The organism is Chitinophaga ginsengisoli (assembly GCF_003014595.1).
Classification (GTDB): domain Bacteria; phylum Bacteroidota; class Bacteroidia; order Chitinophagales; family Chitinophagaceae; genus Chitinophaga; species Chitinophaga ginsengisoli.
Window position 1 is genome coordinate 169,123 of the sequence record NZ_PYGK01000013.1, and the last position, 20,658, is coordinate 189,780.

The following is a 20,658-nucleotide window of genomic DNA, read 5'->3' on the forward strand; positions in this document are numbered from 1 at the left end:
AATTCATGGATCACATACCAGATCAGGCTCATTCTTTTTCCTGTCAAACGTACATGTTGAGACAAGACCTGTTTTAGATGAGATCAGCACCATTTTTAATACACAGGGATTAGCTGATGAAGAAGAGAATTGTCCTGCGAAGGTTTCTCCTGTCTTTTTGTTGGTGAACTCAATGTAGTTAAGGTCGTTATAGTCTTTCGTTGTATTGAAGTGATATTCATAAGTGCCGGTCACGTCATAGTTGAACGTGCCGTCATCTGTTTTGAGATCAACGAAGTTATTCCCATCCTGTTTCGAGAATAGCCCACAGGTCCAGTCATTGGAGATGGTAGGCACATAGTTGGGAGGAGGAATGGCAATAATAGAGAAGTTAACACTGGCAGGTCCGGCAGGTGGCGCTCCTGATACCTGAAAGTTAAGCGTAGACGTCCCCTTGACAGTCGCCACCTTTACGGTCACGGTACCGGTCGGCAGGTCTTTCGGTACTGTAGCAGTGATCACTTTTTTATTGTTCGTATAAACAACCGCCTCTTTATCATTGAAGGTGACATGGATCGCACCTGAAAGATTATCCCCATAGATCAGCACAGGGTATTCTGTGAAGTTAGCCGCAGGAATGATCTTACTGAGTGTTGGTGGTGCAGGATCTACATTGTCCGGTGTTTTTTCTACTTCAAACTGTAACTCATTAGACTTGCCTCCGCCGGTCTGCACCACTATCTTATTCATACCTGTTGTAGCGCCTGTAGGCACAACTGTTGTAATAACCGTACCAGTATTCGACACAATAGTGGAAGCGATACTATTGAACGTTATCTTATCCGCATTGCCCATGTTCTGACCATTCACCGTTACAGGCTCGCCTATAATACCTTTCACTGGCGACACCGAACTAAGCGAAGGCACCGGAATAACTTCTTTCTTGGATTTGCCGCACTGCGGACCGGTAAACAGTATGATCAGCAACAGCAGGTATAGCTGGTTGATCCTTATCAACTGCTTCATAAGCGTTATTTTATAGTACTGGTAATAAGCTGTCGGTTACATCGCCAGTCGGCTTAAAAGGGTCTGTGCTCTATTGTCCAGTTCCTGCAACCTCCTTTCCAGTTGCAGTTGCGAGGCTTCTATCTCCCGCATAATGGTCTCTTTGAAGTCCTTTTTCTTCCCACCTTTGATCTCTCCCCTGTTATAATCGTTGATGTCTCTTATCTTTAAATTCAAGGTGAAGATATTAGCACTATGGAGTTCCCCCAATGCATAATTGAACCATTCCGTTACTTCAGTGGCTTTTGCTTCACTCTCCCAGAGATCAGCCACCATCTTTTCATATCCCGTATGTTTTCTGTTGATATCTTCGAATGCTTCATTGTAGCTATTCACGGCGTCTATGAGTACCTGCATGGCCTGTGGATCATCAAATGCATGCCGCGCAGTGAACTTAAAAGCATCCTTCAGGTCTTTGGCCTCATTCGTATAATTGTTGATAGCAGCAGCCAGCTGAGGGTAAAATTCCTTTCTTCTTCTGTCAAGATCTATCTGGTCTTTCAGATCTTCCAGCTTGATATTGGTCATCTTCTGGATCTCATCCCTGAAAGCAACTAAAGACTGCTCTATGCCATCTTGTTTTACACCCAGTTGCAGCAACCCGTTCTTGATCTCATTATTACTTCTGGCAACCGCACGAGTGAGGATATCCTTGGGAGAATCTCCGACAATGAATACAGTAGCAACGCTACTATCCCTGGGCACGGCTACACTCCCTCCGGGTGGATACAGGATGCTCTGATCACTGTCCACCAGCTCCAACGTTACTGTACTGACGTTGTTGTTAATGGGGATGATGAATTGCCCGTCTGTACCGGTCGTTCCTCTCCCTTGGTCCACCAGCCTGACAGAAATATTATTCAATGCTTTACTTCCATCGAAAAGCACCACTCTTCCTTTAAACCTTCTGACGTTCTGGCTGAAACAAACATGTGTAAGCAATAGCAGGCATATTGCAAGGCAGCATCTCAAACATCCTTTTGGCATATGTATAAGATTAAGGGGTCTTATCTATTCTCAGATCAATTGGTATTGTTGATGAAATAGTCACTACTTCGTCGAACCGTGTAATCCCATCGGTGACAATCTTCAGCTGTGTCTTTTCTCCCGAAGGCAATGGTACTGTCAGCGAAAAGTTCCCATTGGGATCCGTATAACAGGTAGCCAATCCACTGGAAAAATCAAGAAATGCATTTCCTACCGCCATATTCTTTTGATCCAGCACAGAGCCTCTGACCAGTGTAGACATTGACTCCTGCGTTCTCCTAACATGGATATCCACATAGTCTTCGTTCTTAGAGATCAGTACTTCATTAGAATCTGCCAGTTGATAGTTCCTAATGGAAGGTACTATCCTAACCTTCCGATTATGATATTGCTCTGGTATATTATAGAATGCTACTTCTCCATCATGAATATTCACGGTCTTTGGCTCTTTTCCTATATACAAGGTCACTGTACCTTCATTCAAAGCCTGCAGCGGTTGATTATCGGCAACAATACGCATCTTCAGGTCAAACTGTTCTTTCTTATTGTAGTTCGGCATGATAAAGCCACCGCCTACAACAAGGGCAAATATCACGATAGGTCCAGTTAGCTGTAGCTTCCCGTAAGTGATGTTCTCATTTGAGGTAAAGGAAGCATAAGATTTCATGGCGCCGGCAAGGAATGCTGCACTGCTGAATCCAAGGGGAATAAGAATGATGTAATAAATATTTCCTGTGATCCCAAGGTCCGCTAACTGTTTACCAAAGAAGATCAATATGCCTGCGGCCAGTAAGGACAACAGGAATGCGCCCCCACTGATCCATATCCAATTCATACGGCGCCTTGGGGTTGGACGTCCGTTTCCAATATGCTTCATGATATCATTCACATGAACTTATAAACAAGCTTCAAGAAATAACTCTATTAGTGATCAGGCATACTCTATCGCCCGGCTATATACTGGATTATTACTTTTAATGACGAATGAAATATTGTAGCCTCACATGTATTTCATCTTCGTGTTGCGCGCTTTAACCATCATCTTATTCGCGTAGAGGAAATTGGGGTGAGGGATCTTATACAACGTAATTGCTTATGTTAAGTTATAAATATTTTTTCAAATTGCTATCAGTATTTTTTGCTACTGTATAAATTTGATTAATAGGTGAAACGCAATACAGGTAATGATTATAGGAGATTATTATAATTTATTTATTTTAATTATCGACAGGCAGTAATAGTGCTCGCACTAGAAAGACGAAACTGCCAAAGCTAAAGCGGGCTCACTTTGTTTTTGTATAAGGCTGTATAAAGTACTATATACTGGTACTAATAATCTGAAGAACATTTATGGGATAGAATAGCATAGGTGGTAGCGAACTTTTTTGACAGACATTTAGGCTTTGGGGTTACTTTCTTTCCTGGATTCTGGGCTAAAGCCCAATAATCCTACTTCTTCGACCGCGCCTCAGTTATCATTACTAACATAACCATGTTATTATTGCACAATTAATGTTAACAATATAATATTTAACTATTTATAACAATTTAAACGACCGGTAAAAATCTATAAAACACGTATATTTGCACAATAACATAACCCATGTTATTGTCTAAAACAGACGTTATGGTTTCAAAATTGACTGAAATTGAAGGATATATAAAAATGACCCTGGGCATTGAAGCTACCTTCGACCCTGTTGCAAGTGAACAGATAAATAATTTGCCCTTGCACGTGGTCCGTGCCTACGATTTGTATGTATCCATGTTAGAAAGTCAGAAATGTGTATTTGCATTGGCTAATGAAACGGAAGATGCTACACCAGTTCGCCTAAAAAAAGATGGCGAACTTATATCAAAGACGCTGCATGCACAAGTTGTCTACGTCTTTGCTACTATGCAAGCTTATCGTAGACTGCGGCTGGTGCAACAGAAAGTAGCGTTTATGGTACCTGGCAAGCAGCTTTATATGCCGTTCATGGCACTAAGTTTTACAGAGGTTGCAAAAAAGGTGGCCAATAAAAAGTTGGAGAAACTGCGGCCCGCCACACAGCTACTATTTCTATATCACCTACAGATAGGTTCGTTAGAGCATATTACTTTCGCCGAAATTGCTCATCATGTTCAATACTCTAATATGAGTGTGAGCAGGGCAGCGGAAGAATTGCAGGAGTTTGGATTGGCGCATGTTACAGGCAGTCGTGGAAAGCAACTGGTATTTATTGACAAGGGTAAAAAGTTGTGGGAGACTGCATTACCGTTTCTGCAATCACCAGTAAAAATTGAATTTTATGTGGAATATCCACCCGGCGAAGTGGAAGGAAGGAATACCGGATATCATGCGCTGGCAAAATACTCCACGCTTAAGCCTGGACTTCAACCAGAAATAGCTATTAGTTTAGAGGAATACAGGAGGATAGCACTGCCCTATGGTAACATGATTGACTTTTTTGATGGGTTATTTCGGATAGAAGCGTGGAATTATTCACCGTATATTCTGTCGAAAGAGATGACAGTGGATCCTCTTTCTCTTTATTTAAGCAAGCAATCATCAACAGATGAACGGGTACAAATAGCATTAGAACAATTAATAAGTAATATACAATGGTAGTAGGATTAGACTTAAGTGTTAAAAATGTAAGCCTGGACGAAATCTTACAATTAATCCAAGACATCTACCAATTACCTGAATAACTACTCATAATATTTAATATACAAAATAGGCTGTATCAAAAAATACAGCCTATTTTTATTCAGGTACGAACGCCCTCCATTCACAACTTTATAGCTACGATACACGAAACAAGTTCATGTAACAACAACTACAAAACATCAAACACCAAAGCATCAGACAAATACCAGTCGCCACCAAGATTATCGACAGTGATGTTGTGCGTGCCGGCTTTAAGGGCTACCACATACGAAAGGTTGGCAATTGCCACCTGGTCGGTCACCAGCATAGCATCTGCATAAATACTTACCCGCGCGCCGTTCTGTGAAACAGAAGCGACTGTCAGCTTAAAATATCCATCCTGGGAAAGATTTACATTGATGCTGGCAGGATTATAGTACTCCGGATGAGCAGGCGCACCATAAACATACATAGCCAGGTTAGAAGCGTCTGGCGTTAATGTACCGTTTTCGGCGAGTGTAAAAGCGGTTACCGAAGCTTTGCTTCCCCACGGATACCCGGGTACAACCGTTCTGGCGCTGGCAGTCTGGACAGGTGCAGGGAGGCCTGCCGCAAGCGATGGCACAAAGGAATAATGATCCACCTGTGTCCAGTCGCCACCGAGATTGTCTACGGTAATCCTATGCGCACCTGGCGTAATAACGACAACATAAGACGCATTAATAACAGCATCCTGGTCAAGCATTTTAACGCCATCTACATATATGGTTAACCTTGGGAAACCAGCAGATATAGTAGCAGCAGTACGTACTTCGAAATATCCTGTCTGTGCGTAGTTGACAACAAATGTAGATGGATTGCGGTATTGCGTATTGGCCTGGCTACCATAGACAAACATCCCCAGGCTGGAAGCACCGGGCGCTATGCCGCTATTGCTCACGGTAAAGACGGAAGCAGTCGTTGCTGCCCAACCTAGTGTAGGTGTCACTGATACAGCAGTACTAAGCGTATCCGGGGCGCTAAGACCAACAGTAAATGCGATATCCCAGGATATTGCCGGCAGGTCGAAGCTTAACACGCCATTAGTCGCCGTGGCGATCCGGCTGTCAACAGGTTGCGCAGGTGCAGTAGTGTCTGCAGGTGCACAACTGTAAAAATTCACGGTGTAAGTCCCGTTGTTCATACCAGGTATATTCACGATAGCACCGGCAGGCACTGGGGGCGGAGGCGTGGTAGTGTTGTTATCGATAAAATACCGATGGTTGTACAACCTGTATTGTATGTAGCCTGCCGCCTGAGTACTATCAGCGCTCTTCAGAGCATATAAATTGTAAGGGCCCACTGCATTGATAAACCTGAATTGAGACACCAGTATCCAGTCAGTCCCGAGGTTATCAACTTTAATAGAATGCTGCCCCACGCTGACAGGCACCGTATAGGTAAAGCCTTTCTGCGCTACCTGGTCAAGCAGCAGCACACCATCTACATAAATATTGACGTTACCACCCCATTGACTGACATCTGCAACAACTACTGAAAAGGTTCCTGCCTGCAGGTAATTGACGTGGAAGGTGGGCGGTCTGCGCAAAGTGCTATTATTTGTAGCGCCCCAAACAAACTGAGGAAGCTCGCTTAGCCCGGGAGTCAGTTCGCCTTCATTGTCCACTGTAAAGTCCACTACAGGTGGAGGAGGATTGCTGGGATCCACAGGCCACATCCCTTCAGGAATGATGGTCAGGTCGGCCGGATTCGTATTAGAATAAGTCGGGAACGCCTTCTGATAATTGCCACTCACAAAGGGCACTAAGTCTTTAAAAGCCGCCAGCCGCGAAAAGTGCGGGTACAGGTCCAGCTCATCCACCCAATGTTCCCACCAGGGAATGGCGCTGCCCATGGAGCCGCTCAGCAGCGTTGCCCACATTACATTGTGCATGCTGACGCCATCGGGATCAACATCTTTCTCCTCGGTAGCAGTGACAATCATGCCAAACTCACCGTCCAGTACAGGCTTGGAATATGTACTGAGGCGTTGCTGATTCAGATTAGCGAGCAGACGTGGCATGCGTGGATCATTCTTGTACTTATGCACCTGTGTAAAATCGATGCTGGTACTATCCCAGGAGCCGTCTCCATATTTCTCATCACCAAAGGAAGTGGTCACCAGGTGATTAGGATCGATTGATTTCAGATAGGCGGCCATTTCATTATGCCACTGATCAATAATAGCAGAGTTATCAAACTGTATAGTGTCACTGGGTTTACTCTTATAGTACGGCGTGTTGTCCACTTCGTTGAACAATTCCCAGCTTTGCAGGCTACCCGCATATCCCCATCGTGCTACCAGATAGCGCAAGCGGTTCTTGAAGACCTCTTTCGCGGTAGTGTCGCTGAAAAAGTCCAGTGGTGCATTACATGTGCCTCCCTGTGCTACATTGTAAGGGTTGTTTTGCCACTCGTCACCTGCCACAAACTGGTTATGATAGTTGATGCAAAGCATGATAGCATAACCGTTGGTTTGTCCACGGTTGAGCAGGTAATCAATTTGTTTCGCTGCTGTTTGCTTATATCGCTTCAGCTTATCAAATCCGTTGACGCCTCCTTCAACGTTGCTCCATTCCAGCGCCACACCCCAGGTAGCCATCCAAATGCGGAGAAAGTTGACGCCTGTCTGCTCCAGCTTGTTGAGCTGACGATTATAATCAACGATAACGTCTCCGTTTGGGAAAGCAATATTTTCTCCTACCGGGATGTATTGTGCGCAGCTGTCCCATCGAAGATAATTGGTGCTGGTTTTCCTGATATATCCCTTGCCGGTAGCAGAAACGCCGGAGCAGGTGAAGGAATACGTAGTACTCGTCGTAGCTGCCCCGCCCTGCAGGCTACCAGAAAGCACATACGTCCACTGGCCTTCCTCATCGGGCGTAAATCGAAAGCGAAATGCTGAGTCACCGGCTATCATGTCGCCGGTATTCGTGTTAAGGTTGTAGTCCTGCATCCAGAAAGCATCCACCGTTCGCTGTACATTTGTCGGGGAAGTAAGAATGGCCTGAACGGCGATGTCCGTGTAATCATACTGGTTTGTGTAACTAGCAGTGAGGTCGATGATGACTTCATACAAATCCCATTTGGCTACGGTAGCCTGGGTTGGGTTAACGCCATTGAATGTAATTGGCATGATAGAAAAATTAAAGTGTGATCAATATAAAATATGGTATCTGATTATGCGGAATGTCTCGTCATGACGGGTTACAATTGATGAGAGCATCCTGGTTACTGTTTTGTAAAAATGCGAACGTTCAACAATGGTTTAACTAAGGGGTTGGCATATTCAATAATATCTCATTTTTATACGCTCTATTTTCAGGGTTGCGAGAAATCGAGGTGACATAAAAATACTAATTTTTTTAGTACAAACAAATCTAAAAAATTCAACTGCAGCTGCCTGATCCATTAATAGCTTTGCTCACAGCAGCATTAGCAGATAATAAACAGCAAGAATAAACTTTCTGTGATTAATAAAAAGAAGGCGCTTTTAATGCCGAAAAAAATAAAAAAGGAGGCGCCTCAATATCAATTGAGACACCTCCTTTACACCTAAAAAACGGAATGTCTTACCGTTTTATTTTATAAAACAGGTATGTGGTTTAAATAATACAACCAGCATAGTTGATGTTATAATACTCCTGGCTGGTGCTGCCATCAGACCATTTATAGTAGTAATAACATCTGTAATAATGCTGTACGTTGTCAAACTCGCTTCTGGTCCAAACCTTTACACCCTCCTGGCATACGCCGTTGATTAATTTGTATGCTTCACCTGTACATGGTGCTGACACCTGCGCCGGAGCTGCTACTTTTGGTTCTGCGGATGCTTTGCTGTGAAAGGTATAAGTCAATGCTGTGAGGAGCAGGGCGGCTGAGCCCATGCCAAATAATAACTTCTTCATGTTGGTTATTTAATTAATGGTTTACAAACTGGTTAACTTTTATCGCCATCTAAGAATTGTGGGTAAGGGATCCGTTTACGTCACCTTAGCTACGGGCAACAACTCTAAGTTATGAAAGAGTTTTAGAATAATCTATTTTTTAGTTTAACGAAAAATACAATTTAATATAACGAATAAGGATATACTAAAAAGTGTACGCCCCTCTTCGTTATATCATATATTGTGTTAGTAATCATTGCAAGGGGCTTCACCCACGATCGGCATGATCGTCTCCAGGATCAATGAGAATTTCTTTTCCAATGCGATAACGGGTATTGAGGAAGCCGCGGAAAAGAGCCGTTTTAAGCACCTGGAAGAGATTATCCACTAACAATATCAGCTCCTACAGTTTGATCGCGCTCCTGAGGCTATAAATAGCTGTAAAGTTGAAAATGAGATAACGGGACGCCGCCAGGCAGGTGGTGTTGCATTTGTCCGCTTAGGGCTATATGGTCAAAAGGGTGGCAGATGACTATTTTGAAGGGAAGGAAACCGGGATGAAGGTGATTCAGTGTGAAGTGCTGGTGAGGAGGCGACGAAGAAGTAGATAATCAGCTCCGGATTCAATCTCTACACGATTGCAATCAGGAAATTTTATAAAAGGCTTCAGATCTCTCCGAAGCCTTTTTTGTTAGTTGAAATAAATATCAATATAGTCTGTCACATTATTCCCTTCACAATTCTCCATTTCCTGTAGTCTCCAGTATTTTCTGGCGCCTTTGGCAAGGAAATGATAAGTACCGGTCCTTACACACTCATTCCCCTGGTTAATACTCTCGTACAGGCTCCTGATAGTACCTGTAAATATCAGTTCACTGCCCGAAGCAACTTTCAATGTACCGTCAATCGTTACAAAGTTATTGCTCTGTGCATCCCGTTGTTCTCCCTTGATAGTATAAGTGCTCTTGTTCTTTTTGCGGATGTCTACCTTGCCAGGCTTATCCCAACTGATCCATTGGAGGGTGAAGTTATGGGTGCCTTCACGGAGAACAGGGGCCTTCTTCTTCTGGGCATAGGTGCTGTAAGTACAGGTCAGGATAAAAACCCAAAGCAGCCAGGATATTTTCTTCATGTTCAAATGAGTGATTTACGGGGTTAAATGTAGACAAATTAATGAAAGGAATAATATTAAGCAGTATAATAACCAGGGCCCCGATTCGCTTAAGGTATACTATAGCCATACTGGAGATTCGGTGGAGGCTATATCCTATAGGCCCTCTACTATAGCATCACAGGCACTTTATATAGCCACGGCTATAGAATAGTGCCCGTAATGTAGGACTAGAGAGCCTATAGGATATAACCTCCACTATAGTCGAAGCGAATGTCAACCGAAGATTAGGTACACCTGTAAAGCCCTCTCAGGATAAAACTGTAACGTTTTTATTTACTCCTCCTCTTTATGCTTTATGTTCGTTACATGTTCGCTAGAGATTCGCTTGAGATAGCCTTATCCTCCCTTAATCTTCCCTTTAAAAGGGAGGATTAAGGGAGGATAAGGCTATCTCAAGCGAATCTCTAGCGGATATTGTCTTAATCCTGATCGGGTTGAACTATGGGAAACGCATTTTTCCCCGGGTTGTCACCCGCGCTATAAACAATGAGACTTTAACAGCGTCTTATTATGTTTTGTCAATTGTACTCAATTAAATGAAAATCAATTACTTAAAAGATAAAAAATGCGTATTTCCCGCATGACTTTTCTACTTAGCTTTGTGATGTTAATCAGAAAAAAGTGCAGTAAACCGGGTGAAAAAAAACGCCTCAATTCCCCCGGGAGTGATGAATGACAACAAGTTCTTTGACAAAAAAAAGACCGCCTCAATTGAGACGGCCTTCAAAAAATTTCCTAACGTGCTTATTTCTTATCCAACTGATACTTTGGTATCACCAGGAAGCGTACAATCGTGTGAGCTGTTAAAGACAGTACCACCACGATGGCAGGGATCAGCAATTGCTTGCCCGGTGTATCAAATACATCGAGTACGGATAATTCATTTTTGCCGGCATACAATACAGCCAGTAAGAACAATAACCCGCCGCAGATCCATAAGGTAAGATGAGAATAAAAGTATCTCAGCTTCTGATAGCCGTTCTTACCAAATGAGGTGAACAATAGAAAAACGTGGGCAATGAAAAATAACAGTGCCAGGGCAAGCAGGGAGTTAAAAGCAGTCATAAGCGTCTTTTGAAGGTTGTGAGGTTTGAATAGTTAATACGACAAATAGGTAGATGTATCTATATAAAGATATCATATTTAGCTATTCATTCCAAACACTTATTAATGCTGCTGTGGCACTTCCGGTGTTGCTGGCGGAGCTGGTGGTGGCGGCGGTGGCGTTGATGATGCCGGCGGCTTAGACACAGGTTCCTTCTGGCCGTTGTGACAGGTATAACAGGTTACCGTCATCATTGGCTGGCCCTGCTCATCTTTACCGGATTTGAAATATTTCTTATTGATACGCATCGTCATTTTCAGCATATCACGGGCTGTTTCTTTTTCCTCCTTATCGTCACTGGCAAAGTCTAGTTTCTTTGGATTGTCAGCCTGTCTCGCATGACAAAAGTCGCATTTTACGCCCAGTGCCTTGTTGAAACTACGCATCTCTTTCTCAAGCTCTTCATGGCTGATGTTTTTAGGCAATACTTTCAGATTCTTTGCTCTTTCTTCCTGCTGTGGCAATGACAGAGAACATAATGTTGCCGCCAGCATGAGGGACAGTGGTACGAGGTAAGACCTTTTTAATTTCATAACAATTGTAATATTAAGCTCCTTAAATCAGACTAGGAACTTACAAAAAAGTATTTATACTCCCGCAAATTATTATATGACGCCGAGGATTTTATGTTTAAGAGCCGAAAAACGGTATCCGAGCGTGATGGAGAAGTCACTGTTCTGCAGGTGAAGATGGGCCGCCGGCAGGTGATTACGTGTATAGTCATGGCTGGCGCTGAGATAGCTGAAGAAGTGCTCGCCATTATAGCCACAGTTCACACGCCCCAGGGCACTGTATACAAGCGTGATCTGTTTGGGGTTGAAACGACTGTCGTACAATGGATATTGGCCACCAGCCCCCAGCAGTAAGGTCGGACTGACACTCCAGTGCCCGTCATCCATCACCAGGTTGCAGGAATAACCTACATAACCGATCACGGAAACCCAGGTAGGCTGCGGCCTTACGAGTTCATACACCATGGAGTCCTTAGACTGGCCGCCTACCAGGTTGGCACGGGTAAAGCTGAATTGCTGGTATTCAGGACTGACCATAAACAGCCAGCTGCCGGCAGAGCGCTGCTGCAATTTGCTGTAATAATTAGCAGCACTATAGGAAAAATGCTCACGGTTAGTAAAGAGATAGAGGTTTAAAGCATATTTCCGGTAACGAATATCTTCAAATGTAACAGGTGGATCAGCCCGGCGACGGCGCACTTCAAACAACATCCCGTTCACATGCTGGTAACTGGCCTCCACACCAAACCGGCTCCCGAACTGCGATAACTCCAGGTTACGGCTACGCAGGCCCGTTTTCCGGTCTGCCAGGCTCGTATATGGCAAGGTGAATTCGTAAGTGAGTGAGAGAAATTTGTAGTTGATATTTATACCCGTATAACCGCTGTTATTGGCCAGCAGATGCAGATAGTCACGGGGTATTTTCTTAGTCTGGAAAATGAAGCTGGTACCGGCATAACCACCGTACAGCTGTATGTTGTTATCTTTTTCAAAAGGTCTAACCCATGCAGAATCACTGGCATGCTGAGCGTACAAACAGCCTGCTCCTGTAAATTGTAAAAGAAGGAACAGGCTGATGTTCAGTTGTAGGTTTAAAAGAAAATATTTCATCCTCATCTCAAAGTCAACTCTATCACGGGTATTTCTACCAAAGGCTTTTTAACTGGCAGCGTAAGCACAAGTTCGTTACTTCCCTGATTTTCGCTTCCAAGATACTTTATTTCTGAATTATCATGCAGGAATTGAACATATTTAACTTTTTGGTTAAATCCAGGCAGGACCCTTTTTTCAAAGGGCCATACCAGTACAGGCAGGGCGTATAATCCCCATTGAATGAACATTTCAAGGCGATCATTTGTCCACCAGGCCAGCCTTTTCTCCTGGTCGTCCGGCTTTTCGTATCCAATCCGTTTCTGTAAAAATGCAACAGTGGCACAGTATAAGGTTGCTATCAGCAGCAATAGGTAACGTTTTATCATAACGGAATTCAGCAATTTTAGGAAAGTAGTCCTATAACAGAAGCCCGGACGCTAAAACCAAGATCCGGAATACCTAAAATAACAAAATTCCGGAATACGCAATAAATAAAGCTGCCCCTAAAAAGAAAAAGCCGGCACCTGTATAAACAGGCCCGGCTTCTTTGTGTTAAAATGCCCCCCCTATCCTTAAAATGTCGGATCGTCCGGTATGTTGGTATTATCATTCCTTTCCACGAAAGGGAATGGCAACCAGCTACGCTTACGCTCTGCTACTGGTCTGCCGAACCTGCGCTGGTCTTCCAGTTCAAGTCCGCTCATGAACAGTTCTATATGACGATGCTTGTAGATCAGTTCCAGCAGCTGGTCTTTTGTAACAGCTACTTCAGCAGGCAAGCCTGCTCCTACACCAAACGGATCTGCAGCGGGTTGTTTGGTCACCACTTTGTTCAGTTCCACTAAACCATTTACAAGGTCGTCTTTACGCGCATAGCACTCAGCTTTGATCAGTGTGATCTCGCCAGGCAGGTATACTGGAATGCTCTGGGTGGTAGTCGTAAAAAATCCTTTCACACGAAAACGTGGATTAGCACCAATACCTACGTAAAAAGGCACACGCTTATCTGCAAGATCAGGCTGTAGACCAACAGGAAGTCCCATCGCAGAATCCACTACCTGATAGATGTTATTGGTTGCCGTTACCAATGTGAAGATCGGATTAGTGATCAGTGAATTGTAGTTGAAGGTAGAATAAGCTGTTACCTGGTTAGCTGCTGCCAGTGCCACATCATAATCACCTGCAAACAAGGCATAACGCGCCTTCAACGCATACAGGGTATTGACAATGTCCACGCCTGCTGGTATGTTCGCTTTGAAGCCCGCACTGATAGCATTGGCATTGACAACAGTCAATGCATTATCAATCACACGTACTGCTTTTCTGTATCCTTCCTGACTGGTAATGAAAGGCACATTCACACCGATGGTATCCGGCACATGTGTCCAGAACATCGCCAGATTGCCAAGTGCCAGCGCCTTATACATCGAGGCATACGCGATCACACCACTTGCATAACCCGGCTCGGTGATCACACTACTCGCAGCATTCAATACACGGTTGGCATCAAAGATGATCTTGTTAGACACCGCCCACATGCCTGTAACAACGGCATTGGTATTCTGCACAGCAGCTGCGCCTGCATACAACTGGCCTTCATCCGCATTACCTGCGTTCACAACATAGGTGCCACGCGTCAGCAAACTGGCAGTAGCAATAGATGTATATAAGGTGCTTGTTCTGTTAGCAGTATACCAGTTCTGTAATCCGACCGCTACATCTGTCAATGCATTCGGCGTACTGACAGCGGCATCAGCAGCTGGGCCCGAAGGGTCTGTATATTCTTTTTTACAGGATGCAGCTACCAACAGCAGCATACCCGCCAGAAAAGAACGGCTGTATTTATTGAGATACATTTTCATAAAACTACTTTTTGATGATTTAGAATCTGGCGCGAAGCGCTACATTATAGGTCCTGGGAGCAGGCACACTACCGAAATCAATACCACGCAACACCGTGCTTTGTCCTGCTGCGTTCACCTCAGGATCATACCCCTTGTAGTTGTCCCATGAATACAGGTTACGGCCGCCTACACTAAGTGTCAGGTCATTTATTCCTTTGATCTTACCGAAGTTGTAACTGAAGGACACTTCTCTCAGTTTCACAAAAGAACCATCATCTATTCTCCATTCCTGGATATTGTAGTTCCCTGCTATAAAGCCACGGGGCAACTTGCCCAGGTCTTCCTGTTCTGCTATCTTACCGTTATCCACCCCCTGTCTTGTTCTGAAGTCAGCATTAAATACATCTACTCCCTGCACAATATCCAGCTGTGTATGCAAACTCAGTCGCTTGTAGCTGAAATCGTTGGTGAGGGTACCTGTCCAATCCGGATTAGGATCACCTATTTTCTTCTGCAAGGCAGTTACACCAGAAGTGGGTGGTAAACCGGTATTCGGATCTCTTGCAGGTGTGTAAGAGAATGGTGAATGTTGCACGCCTGCTTCTGTAACAGGAACACCATTAGGTTTAGTCAACTTGTTACCATTGGCATCACGGGCAAAGAAAGTACCGTAGAAGAAGCCGATAGGCTCACCGTTAGCAATCGCAACAGGGGCGCCACTCACAGTAGAATACAGGAGGATGGACTGTCCGATGTCAAGTGCTTTGTTCCTGTTACGGTTGAAGATAGCCGTCATGTCCCAGTTAAAGCTTTTGCTTTTCACAGGTGCTACATTCAATACTACTTCAAAACCCTTATTAGAAAGAGAACCAATGTTGTCCAGACGGGTGCTGTAACCCTGTGTTGGCGCGATAGCGCGGGCTATCAGCAGGTCTTCCACTTTCTTGCTGTAGTAGTTAACAGAGAGATTGATGCGGTTATCCCAGAAGGCCAGGTCTGTACCAAACTCCAGCTCCTGTTGTCTTTCAGGCTTGATATTAGGGTTGGTATAAGTGGTTGGTGAAGTGAAAGAAGCTGCACCGATAAAGGCAACTGCCCTGTAAGTATTGAAACGGCCATAGGCAGGAATACCGGTCAGGTTACCCGACTGACCATAAGCAGCCCTGAGTTTAAACAGGTTCCACCAGTTGGATACGTTCAATGATTTCCAGTAATCCGTACCTGATAATACGTAGCTACCACTCAGCTTTGTATAGAGCTGGTTACGCTCATCTTCACCAAATACAGAAGAGCCATCCATTCTCAATGCACCTGTGATAAAGAGTTGATCACGGTATTTAAAGTTCTGCTGGATATACTGACCTGAGATAGATAAACGGGTACGTTCATCCGCACCAGTAATAGGTGTAGCAGCCCCGCTGACTGTCTGCACAAACGGAGGTAAGCCTCTGCCCTGCTGCAGGGAATAATGCCCACGCTGGTATTGCAGGGAATATCCTACCTGTGTTACAGACGCCAGATCTGGTGTGATCTGCGCATCATAGGTCACATTCACATCATGGTTGATCAGGAAGGAATTGTTGATGCCTGCACTGGCATAACCATTCTGTGTAGGATCGAGGGTAGCACCGCCACCAAAGAAGCCAAGGCTCACATTGTAGGCAAAAGGAGGAATGAAAGTGGTACCGTCCTGGCTGTAATTATCAATACCCATGTGGTAATCCACCGTCAGGTTCTTGAACGGAGTCAGTTTAATACCAGCACCCGCAATCAGGCGGTTAGTCTGTTGTTGCTGCTGGAAATCCTCAATAACAGAAACAGGATTGACACGTCCGCGTTCACCTACTGCCAGCAGATTACCCAATGCGTTACGCTGATGAATATCGTAATAGTTCCCGATGATGGTCACTGAGTTGGTCGGAGAAAAGAAAGAGTTACCATCAGGTTTTTCATTGGTCTTACTGTAGATGTAGTTCATGGTAGCGTTAAAGCTGATCCATTTGTTGAGCTCCTGGTCCAGGTTAAGGCGGAAACTGTAACGGTTGAAATCAGTGTTTCTCACGATACCCTGATTATACAGATAACTCGCAGATGCATAGTATCTGGTCTTGTTCTGACCGCCTGTTACAGACACGTTATTGTCTGTACCTACGCCGGTACGGAAGATGTAATCCTGGTAGTCGTAACGTTTCACCGGTGTAGTACGAACGATGGTATCTGTGAGGATGGTTTGTGTAGAGATATCAGGTGTACCTCCAAACTTAACAGGCGCCTGGTTTACGTCCAGTTTCTTACGCAGCTCGTTCATATTAAAACTGGTAGAAAAGTTCACCACAGGCGCACCGCCTTTACCTTTCTTTGTGAAGATCTGTACCACACCAGCGTTAGCACGCGAACCGTAGATAGCAGCCGCAGCGGCGCCATTCAGTACTTCGATGCTTTCAATGTCGGCAGGGTTGATATCCACCATACGGTTCTGTCCAACATTACCAGCGAAGTTGCCACCAGCATAAGAAGCATCTGCATTCGTTACGCGGGTAGTAGAGTTATCAATGATCACGCCATCAATGATATACAGAGGTTCAGTAGAACCGCTGATCGTACTGATACCACGCAGTTTTACAGACATACCGCCAGCAGGGTCGCCGGAGTTCTGTGTAATCTGAGCACCGGCAGTTTTACCCTGCAATGCCGTCAACACGTTGCCGGTAGCACCTTTGGAGAGCTCATCCGCTTTTACTGTACTGATATATGTACCTAACTGTTTACGCGTAGTACCTAGCGATGCACCTGTTACCACTACTTCATCCAGTTTAGACACGGAGGTGCTTAACTGCTGATTGAGTGTATAAGATGCCGCAGTACCGACTGTTATTGCGCCCTCCTTTGGAGTAAAACCGATACCTGTAAATACCAGTGTGTAAGCACCGGGCTTCAGATCAGCATTGATGGTATAGATACCATCTATTGATGTAGTAGCACCCAGTTTAGTCCCTTTGATAGCCACAGTGATGCCGGGCAAAGTAGCGCCCGTTTCATCTGTTACCTTACCGGACAGCTTTACCTGCGCAAAAGCAGCAAAGGCAGTAAAGCATTGCATGACCAGCAAAAGCAGCAGATACCTGCATCTGGCAAGCCGGAATAATTGATAGATTCTCATAAACTAATGTTTAATAGTAAGCGAAAAGTAATGGCATGGATATTCCAGGTCATCCAGGAGCACCTGAATAACTGATTGACCACACATGGCTGATAAACGCGTTTACATGTACAATGAATTCCCGGGTATTACCGGGATGGTTAATAAGTTCTCATAACTAATTTTTAATAGTTAAAGCCAATAATATTAGCATGGACATTCCTCGTCATCCGGGAATATCCGCAGTAAATAGCTGATTGATTACAGGCTGGTTGATAAGCTGCGTTTAGATACCACAATGAATTCCCGTAATGTGGCGGGAACAAGTAATAGCTGTTTTATTTATAAAATCTGAATACCCTTTTTCTTGTATGGCTGCAATTTTTTAGCATCAGGTGGCAGCTCAGTAATTAATATATCTATCTCGTCGACATCACAGATCTTCAACTGTTCGGATGTGTTCATCTTTTCTGAAATGGTCAATACCACTACTTTCTTAGCGGTGCTGATCATGGCTCTTTTTACCTGTACTACATCCCAGTCATTATCGGTTAACCCATCTTCCACATCAATAGCATTGTTTCCAAGGAAACACAGGTCAGCTTTGATCATTTTTATCTTTGAAATGGCCTCTCCTCCTACGGTGATCTTTGATCCTTTGGATAGTTTGTCTCCGATTACGATCACTTCTATATTCGGATGATTGGCATATTCAAAAGCAGCAGGGAGGCTTACGGTAATGAAAGTGGCCTGCAGGTCCCGTGGCAGCACGCGGGCCAGCTCTGCGATCGTAGTCCCCCCTGTAGTTAATACAAACATGCCGTCGTGTATTAGTTCGACAGCTTTTAAAGCTATGTTTTTTTTATCGTTTACAGCGTATACATCCTGTGATGTGATACCCTGATGAAATGAATTGGAAAGCGCACCGCCATGCACTTTTATGATCTTTCCCTCCTGTGCCAACTCTGCAAGATCACGGCGGATAGTATCTTCCGATACCTGTATCTGTTCACTCAGATGAGAAGACAACACCTTATTATGCAGGTTTACCTGGTGAAGTATGTATGCGTGGCGTTCTTCCTTTAACATCTGGGTGATGAATACTTTGGTTGAAATATAGGATCAATTTCTGCAAAAAAACGCAGAAAACAAAATATAACCCGCACTTTTTTGCTGCTTTTAGCAGGATTAAAAGAAAGAATGCGGGTTTATGCCGGAAATGATAGCTTTCCCATGGTGATAGCAGGCATGCCGGGCTTACCGAAATCAATGCCTTCTCCACAAAGCGCTTCATTAGCGAGTATGGCAAATAGTACAGCTTCTTTTGCATCTCCCGCTATGCCTAATTCATCGGTAGTATGCAATTGCAGACGTGGTAGTCTTTCCCTGATCAAGCCTGTCAGCAAAGGATTATGCGCCCCTCCTCCACTTACGTATACTGCGTAGTACTTACCTTCCTGCAAGACGCTTTTCAGTGCGTCAGTGATCGTGTCAGCACTGAAACGGGTCAGTGTAGCCATGATATCATAAGGGGAAAGATGAGTTGTATTACTGCGCTCCTGTGCTGCTTTTACGTATGCTTTACTGAATAGTTCAGGACCTGTTGTACGCGGAAATGATGCTTTGAAAAAGGGATCGCTCTTTAGTGCTGTTAATAAGCTTTCATTCACTGTACCCTGTTTTGCGAACAGGGCATCTTTATCATATTCTGCCTGGAAGCACTCTCGCGCGAAGGCATCGAGTAATGTATTACCCGGCCCTGTATCTGTTACAAACACACCAGCAGCATCAAGATCGCCGGGCAGGAAAGTGAAGTTGGCAATACCTCCCATATTCAGCATGATCCTATCTTCTCCTCTCTTTGAGAAGAGGCAGTAGTCGCCGTACAATGCCAGTGGCGCTCCCTCACCTCCGGCAGCAATATGTTTCTGTCTGAAATCACTTAAGGTGATGATGCCGGTTTTTACGGCTATGTGATCACCGTCTACGATCTGTAAAGTAGCATTGGGAAAATCAGGCAGGCGGTGTAATATCTTCGGACTGTGATAGACTGTTTGTCCGTGGGAGGCAATAATATCCACCTCTTCGGCAGCTACATTCCATTTTTGCAGACAGTCCAGTATCCATTGTGCATGCAGGTTTGCCAGCCACGGGTTCAACAGACAAAGCTGCTGAAAAGAGATCGTATCTTTTGCAAATACTTTCCTGATCTCATCCTTCACGTTCAAAGGATAAGGAACCGTATCAAAATGTTCCAGTGTAACGCGGGTATCCATTCCGCTGCCGCTGATAGCACATAGTGCCACATCCAACCCATCCAATGATGTACCCGACATCAGCCCGATAATACGTCTTACCGGCTTTTGTGCAATGGTGATTAAACGTTCAAGATTCCTGTTCATGATTTTCTGCTTTCTATAGCTGCCCTTACACTTCCTTTTTCTGCGATCAGCTGACGGGCAGTGTCTTCATCTACCTTCAGTTCACTCATTACCATCCTCGTAGCACGGTCTACCAGTTTATGATTACTCAGCTGCATGTCTACCATCTTATTTCCCTTCACTCTTCCCAGTTGTATCATGATGGAAGTGGAGATCATATTCAGGATCAGCTTCTGGGCGGTACCTGACTTCATGCGGGTACTGCCGGTGAGGAACTCCGCTCCCACTTCTGCTTCTACCGGATATTCCACGGCAGCAGCCAGGGGACTGCCTGTATTGCAGGTTACACAGCCCGTCACAATACCTCTTTCACGCATGGTCTTCACACCACCGATCACATAAGGTGTAGTGCCCGATGCAGCGATACCTATTACTACATCCTGCGTATTGACATTAAAACTATCGAGGTCTTTGGCAGCCTGTTGCCTGTCATCTTCTGCGAACTCCACAGCTTTGCGAATGGCTTTGTCGCCTCCGGCGATAATACCCACGACCAGTTCATGCGGCACACCAAACGTAGGTGGGCATTCCGATGCATCCAGGATACCCAGTCTTCCGCTGGTACCGGCACCGATGTAGAACAGTCGGCCTCCTTCTTTCATTTTTTCTACTGCTGCTGTTACCAGCTTTTCTATCTGGGGAATAGCTTTGGCCACTGCCTGGGGCACCGTCGCATCTTCACTGTTGATCCCTTCCAACAGGGCACGGACACTCATCTTCTCCAGGTCGTTGAAACGGGAAGACATTTCAGTTGTAAGCATA

Annotated in this window: 16 protein-coding genes; 1 reads left to right on the top strand and 15 read right to left on the bottom strand. The window is 44.6% G+C overall.

Going from position 1 to position 20,658, the window contains the following annotated elements; genetic code table 11:
- Positions 1-3: 3 nt before the first annotated feature.
- From CLV42_RS25345 to CLV42_RS25355, 3 genes are read right to left on the bottom strand one after another with little or no spacing between them, the layout of a single operon-like run.
- Positions 4-1,005, bottom strand: a complete 1,002-nt coding sequence (locus CLV42_RS25345) for an IPT/TIG domain-containing protein (RefSeq protein ID WP_106604727.1) — start codon at positions 1,003-1,005, stop codon at positions 4-6.
- 36 nt (positions 1,006-1,041) lie between these two features.
- Positions 1,042-2,031, bottom strand: coding sequence for a hypothetical protein (locus tag CLV42_RS25350; RefSeq protein ID WP_146154476.1), 990 nt, complete (start codon positions 2,029-2,031; stop codon positions 1,042-1,044).
- 10 nt (positions 2,032-2,041) lie between these two features.
- Positions 2,042-2,866, bottom strand: coding sequence for a hypothetical protein (locus CLV42_RS25355; RefSeq protein ID WP_146154477.1), 825 nt, complete (start codon positions 2,864-2,866; stop codon positions 2,042-2,044).
- Positions 2,867-3,658: 792 nt separating this feature from the next.
- On the opposite strand from CLV42_RS25355, the gene CLV42_RS25360 reads away from it, so the two are divergent.
- Complete coding sequence (locus CLV42_RS25360) at positions 3,659-4,642, top strand: hypothetical protein (protein WP_146154478.1); 984 nt, start codon at positions 3,659-3,661, stop codon at positions 4,640-4,642.
- A gap of 211 nt (positions 4,643-4,853) precedes the next feature.
- On the opposite strand, the gene CLV42_RS25365 is transcribed toward CLV42_RS25360, so the two are convergent.
- The 12 genes from CLV42_RS25365 to murQ all read right to left on the bottom strand — a co-directional run bounded on the left by CLV42_RS25365 (position 4,854) and on the right by murQ (position 20,657).
- Complete coding sequence (locus tag CLV42_RS25365) at positions 4,854-7,838, bottom strand: DUF5060 domain-containing protein (protein ID WP_106604731.1); 2,985 nt, start codon at positions 7,836-7,838, stop codon at positions 4,854-4,856.
- Positions 7,839-8,307: 469 nt separating this feature from the next.
- On the bottom strand, positions 8,308-8,610 hold the full coding sequence (locus CLV42_RS25370) for a hypothetical protein (protein ID WP_106604732.1): 303 nt from the start codon (positions 8,608-8,610) through the stop codon (positions 8,308-8,310).
- A gap of 670 nt (positions 8,611-9,280) precedes the next feature.
- Complete coding sequence (locus tag CLV42_RS25375; RefSeq protein WP_106604733.1) at positions 9,281-9,721, bottom strand: hypothetical protein; 441 nt, start codon at positions 9,719-9,721, stop codon at positions 9,281-9,283.
- A 786-nt stretch (positions 9,722-10,507) separates the two neighbouring features.
- Positions 10,508-10,828 carry a hypothetical protein gene (locus tag CLV42_RS25380; RefSeq protein ID WP_106604734.1) on the bottom strand — a complete coding sequence of 107 codons (321 nt, stop codon included), beginning with the start codon at positions 10,826-10,828 and terminating at the stop codon, positions 10,508-10,510.
- Positions 10,829-10,930: 102 nt separating this feature from the next.
- A complete protein-coding gene (locus CLV42_RS25385; protein ID WP_106604735.1) occupies positions 10,931-11,401 on the bottom strand; it encodes a c-type cytochrome in 471 nt (156 codons plus the stop codon).
- A 72-nt stretch (positions 11,402-11,473) separates the two neighbouring features.
- Complete coding sequence (locus CLV42_RS25390; protein WP_170117642.1) at positions 11,474-12,490, bottom strand: DUF4421 domain-containing protein; 1,017 nt, start codon at positions 12,488-12,490, stop codon at positions 11,474-11,476.
- 2 nt (positions 12,491-12,492) lie between these two features.
- Complete coding sequence (locus tag CLV42_RS34205; RefSeq protein WP_211303534.1) at positions 12,493-12,858, bottom strand: hypothetical protein; 366 nt, start codon at positions 12,856-12,858, stop codon at positions 12,493-12,495.
- Between the two features lie 186 nt (positions 12,859-13,044).
- The gene (locus CLV42_RS25400; protein ID WP_106604737.1) at positions 13,045-14,334 is read right to left on the bottom strand and encodes a RagB/SusD family nutrient uptake outer membrane protein; all 1,290 of its coding nucleotides are present in this window, start codon (positions 14,332-14,334) and stop codon (positions 13,045-13,047) included.
- A gap of 19 nt (positions 14,335-14,353) precedes the next feature.
- Positions 14,354-17,476: a SusC/RagA family TonB-linked outer membrane protein gene (locus CLV42_RS25405; protein WP_106604738.1), complete on the bottom strand. Its 3,123-nt coding sequence runs from the start codon at positions 17,474-17,476 to the stop codon at positions 14,354-14,356.
- A 321-nt stretch (positions 17,477-17,797) separates the two neighbouring features.
- A complete protein-coding gene (locus CLV42_RS25410) occupies positions 17,798-18,544 on the bottom strand; it encodes a DeoR/GlpR family DNA-binding transcription regulator (RefSeq protein WP_106604739.1) in 747 nt (248 codons plus the stop codon).
- Positions 18,545-18,663: 119 nt separating this feature from the next.
- Complete coding sequence (locus tag CLV42_RS25415) at positions 18,664-19,857, bottom strand: anhydro-N-acetylmuramic acid kinase (RefSeq protein ID WP_106604740.1); 1,194 nt, start codon at positions 19,855-19,857, stop codon at positions 18,664-18,666.
- Positions 19,854-20,657: an N-acetylmuramic acid 6-phosphate etherase gene (gene murQ / locus CLV42_RS25420; protein ID WP_106604741.1), complete on the bottom strand. Its 804-nt coding sequence runs from the start codon at positions 20,655-20,657 to the stop codon at positions 19,854-19,856. Before murQ ends, CLV42_RS25415 begins: the two co-directional genes overlap by 4 nt.
- Position 20,658 lies beyond the last annotated feature (1 nt).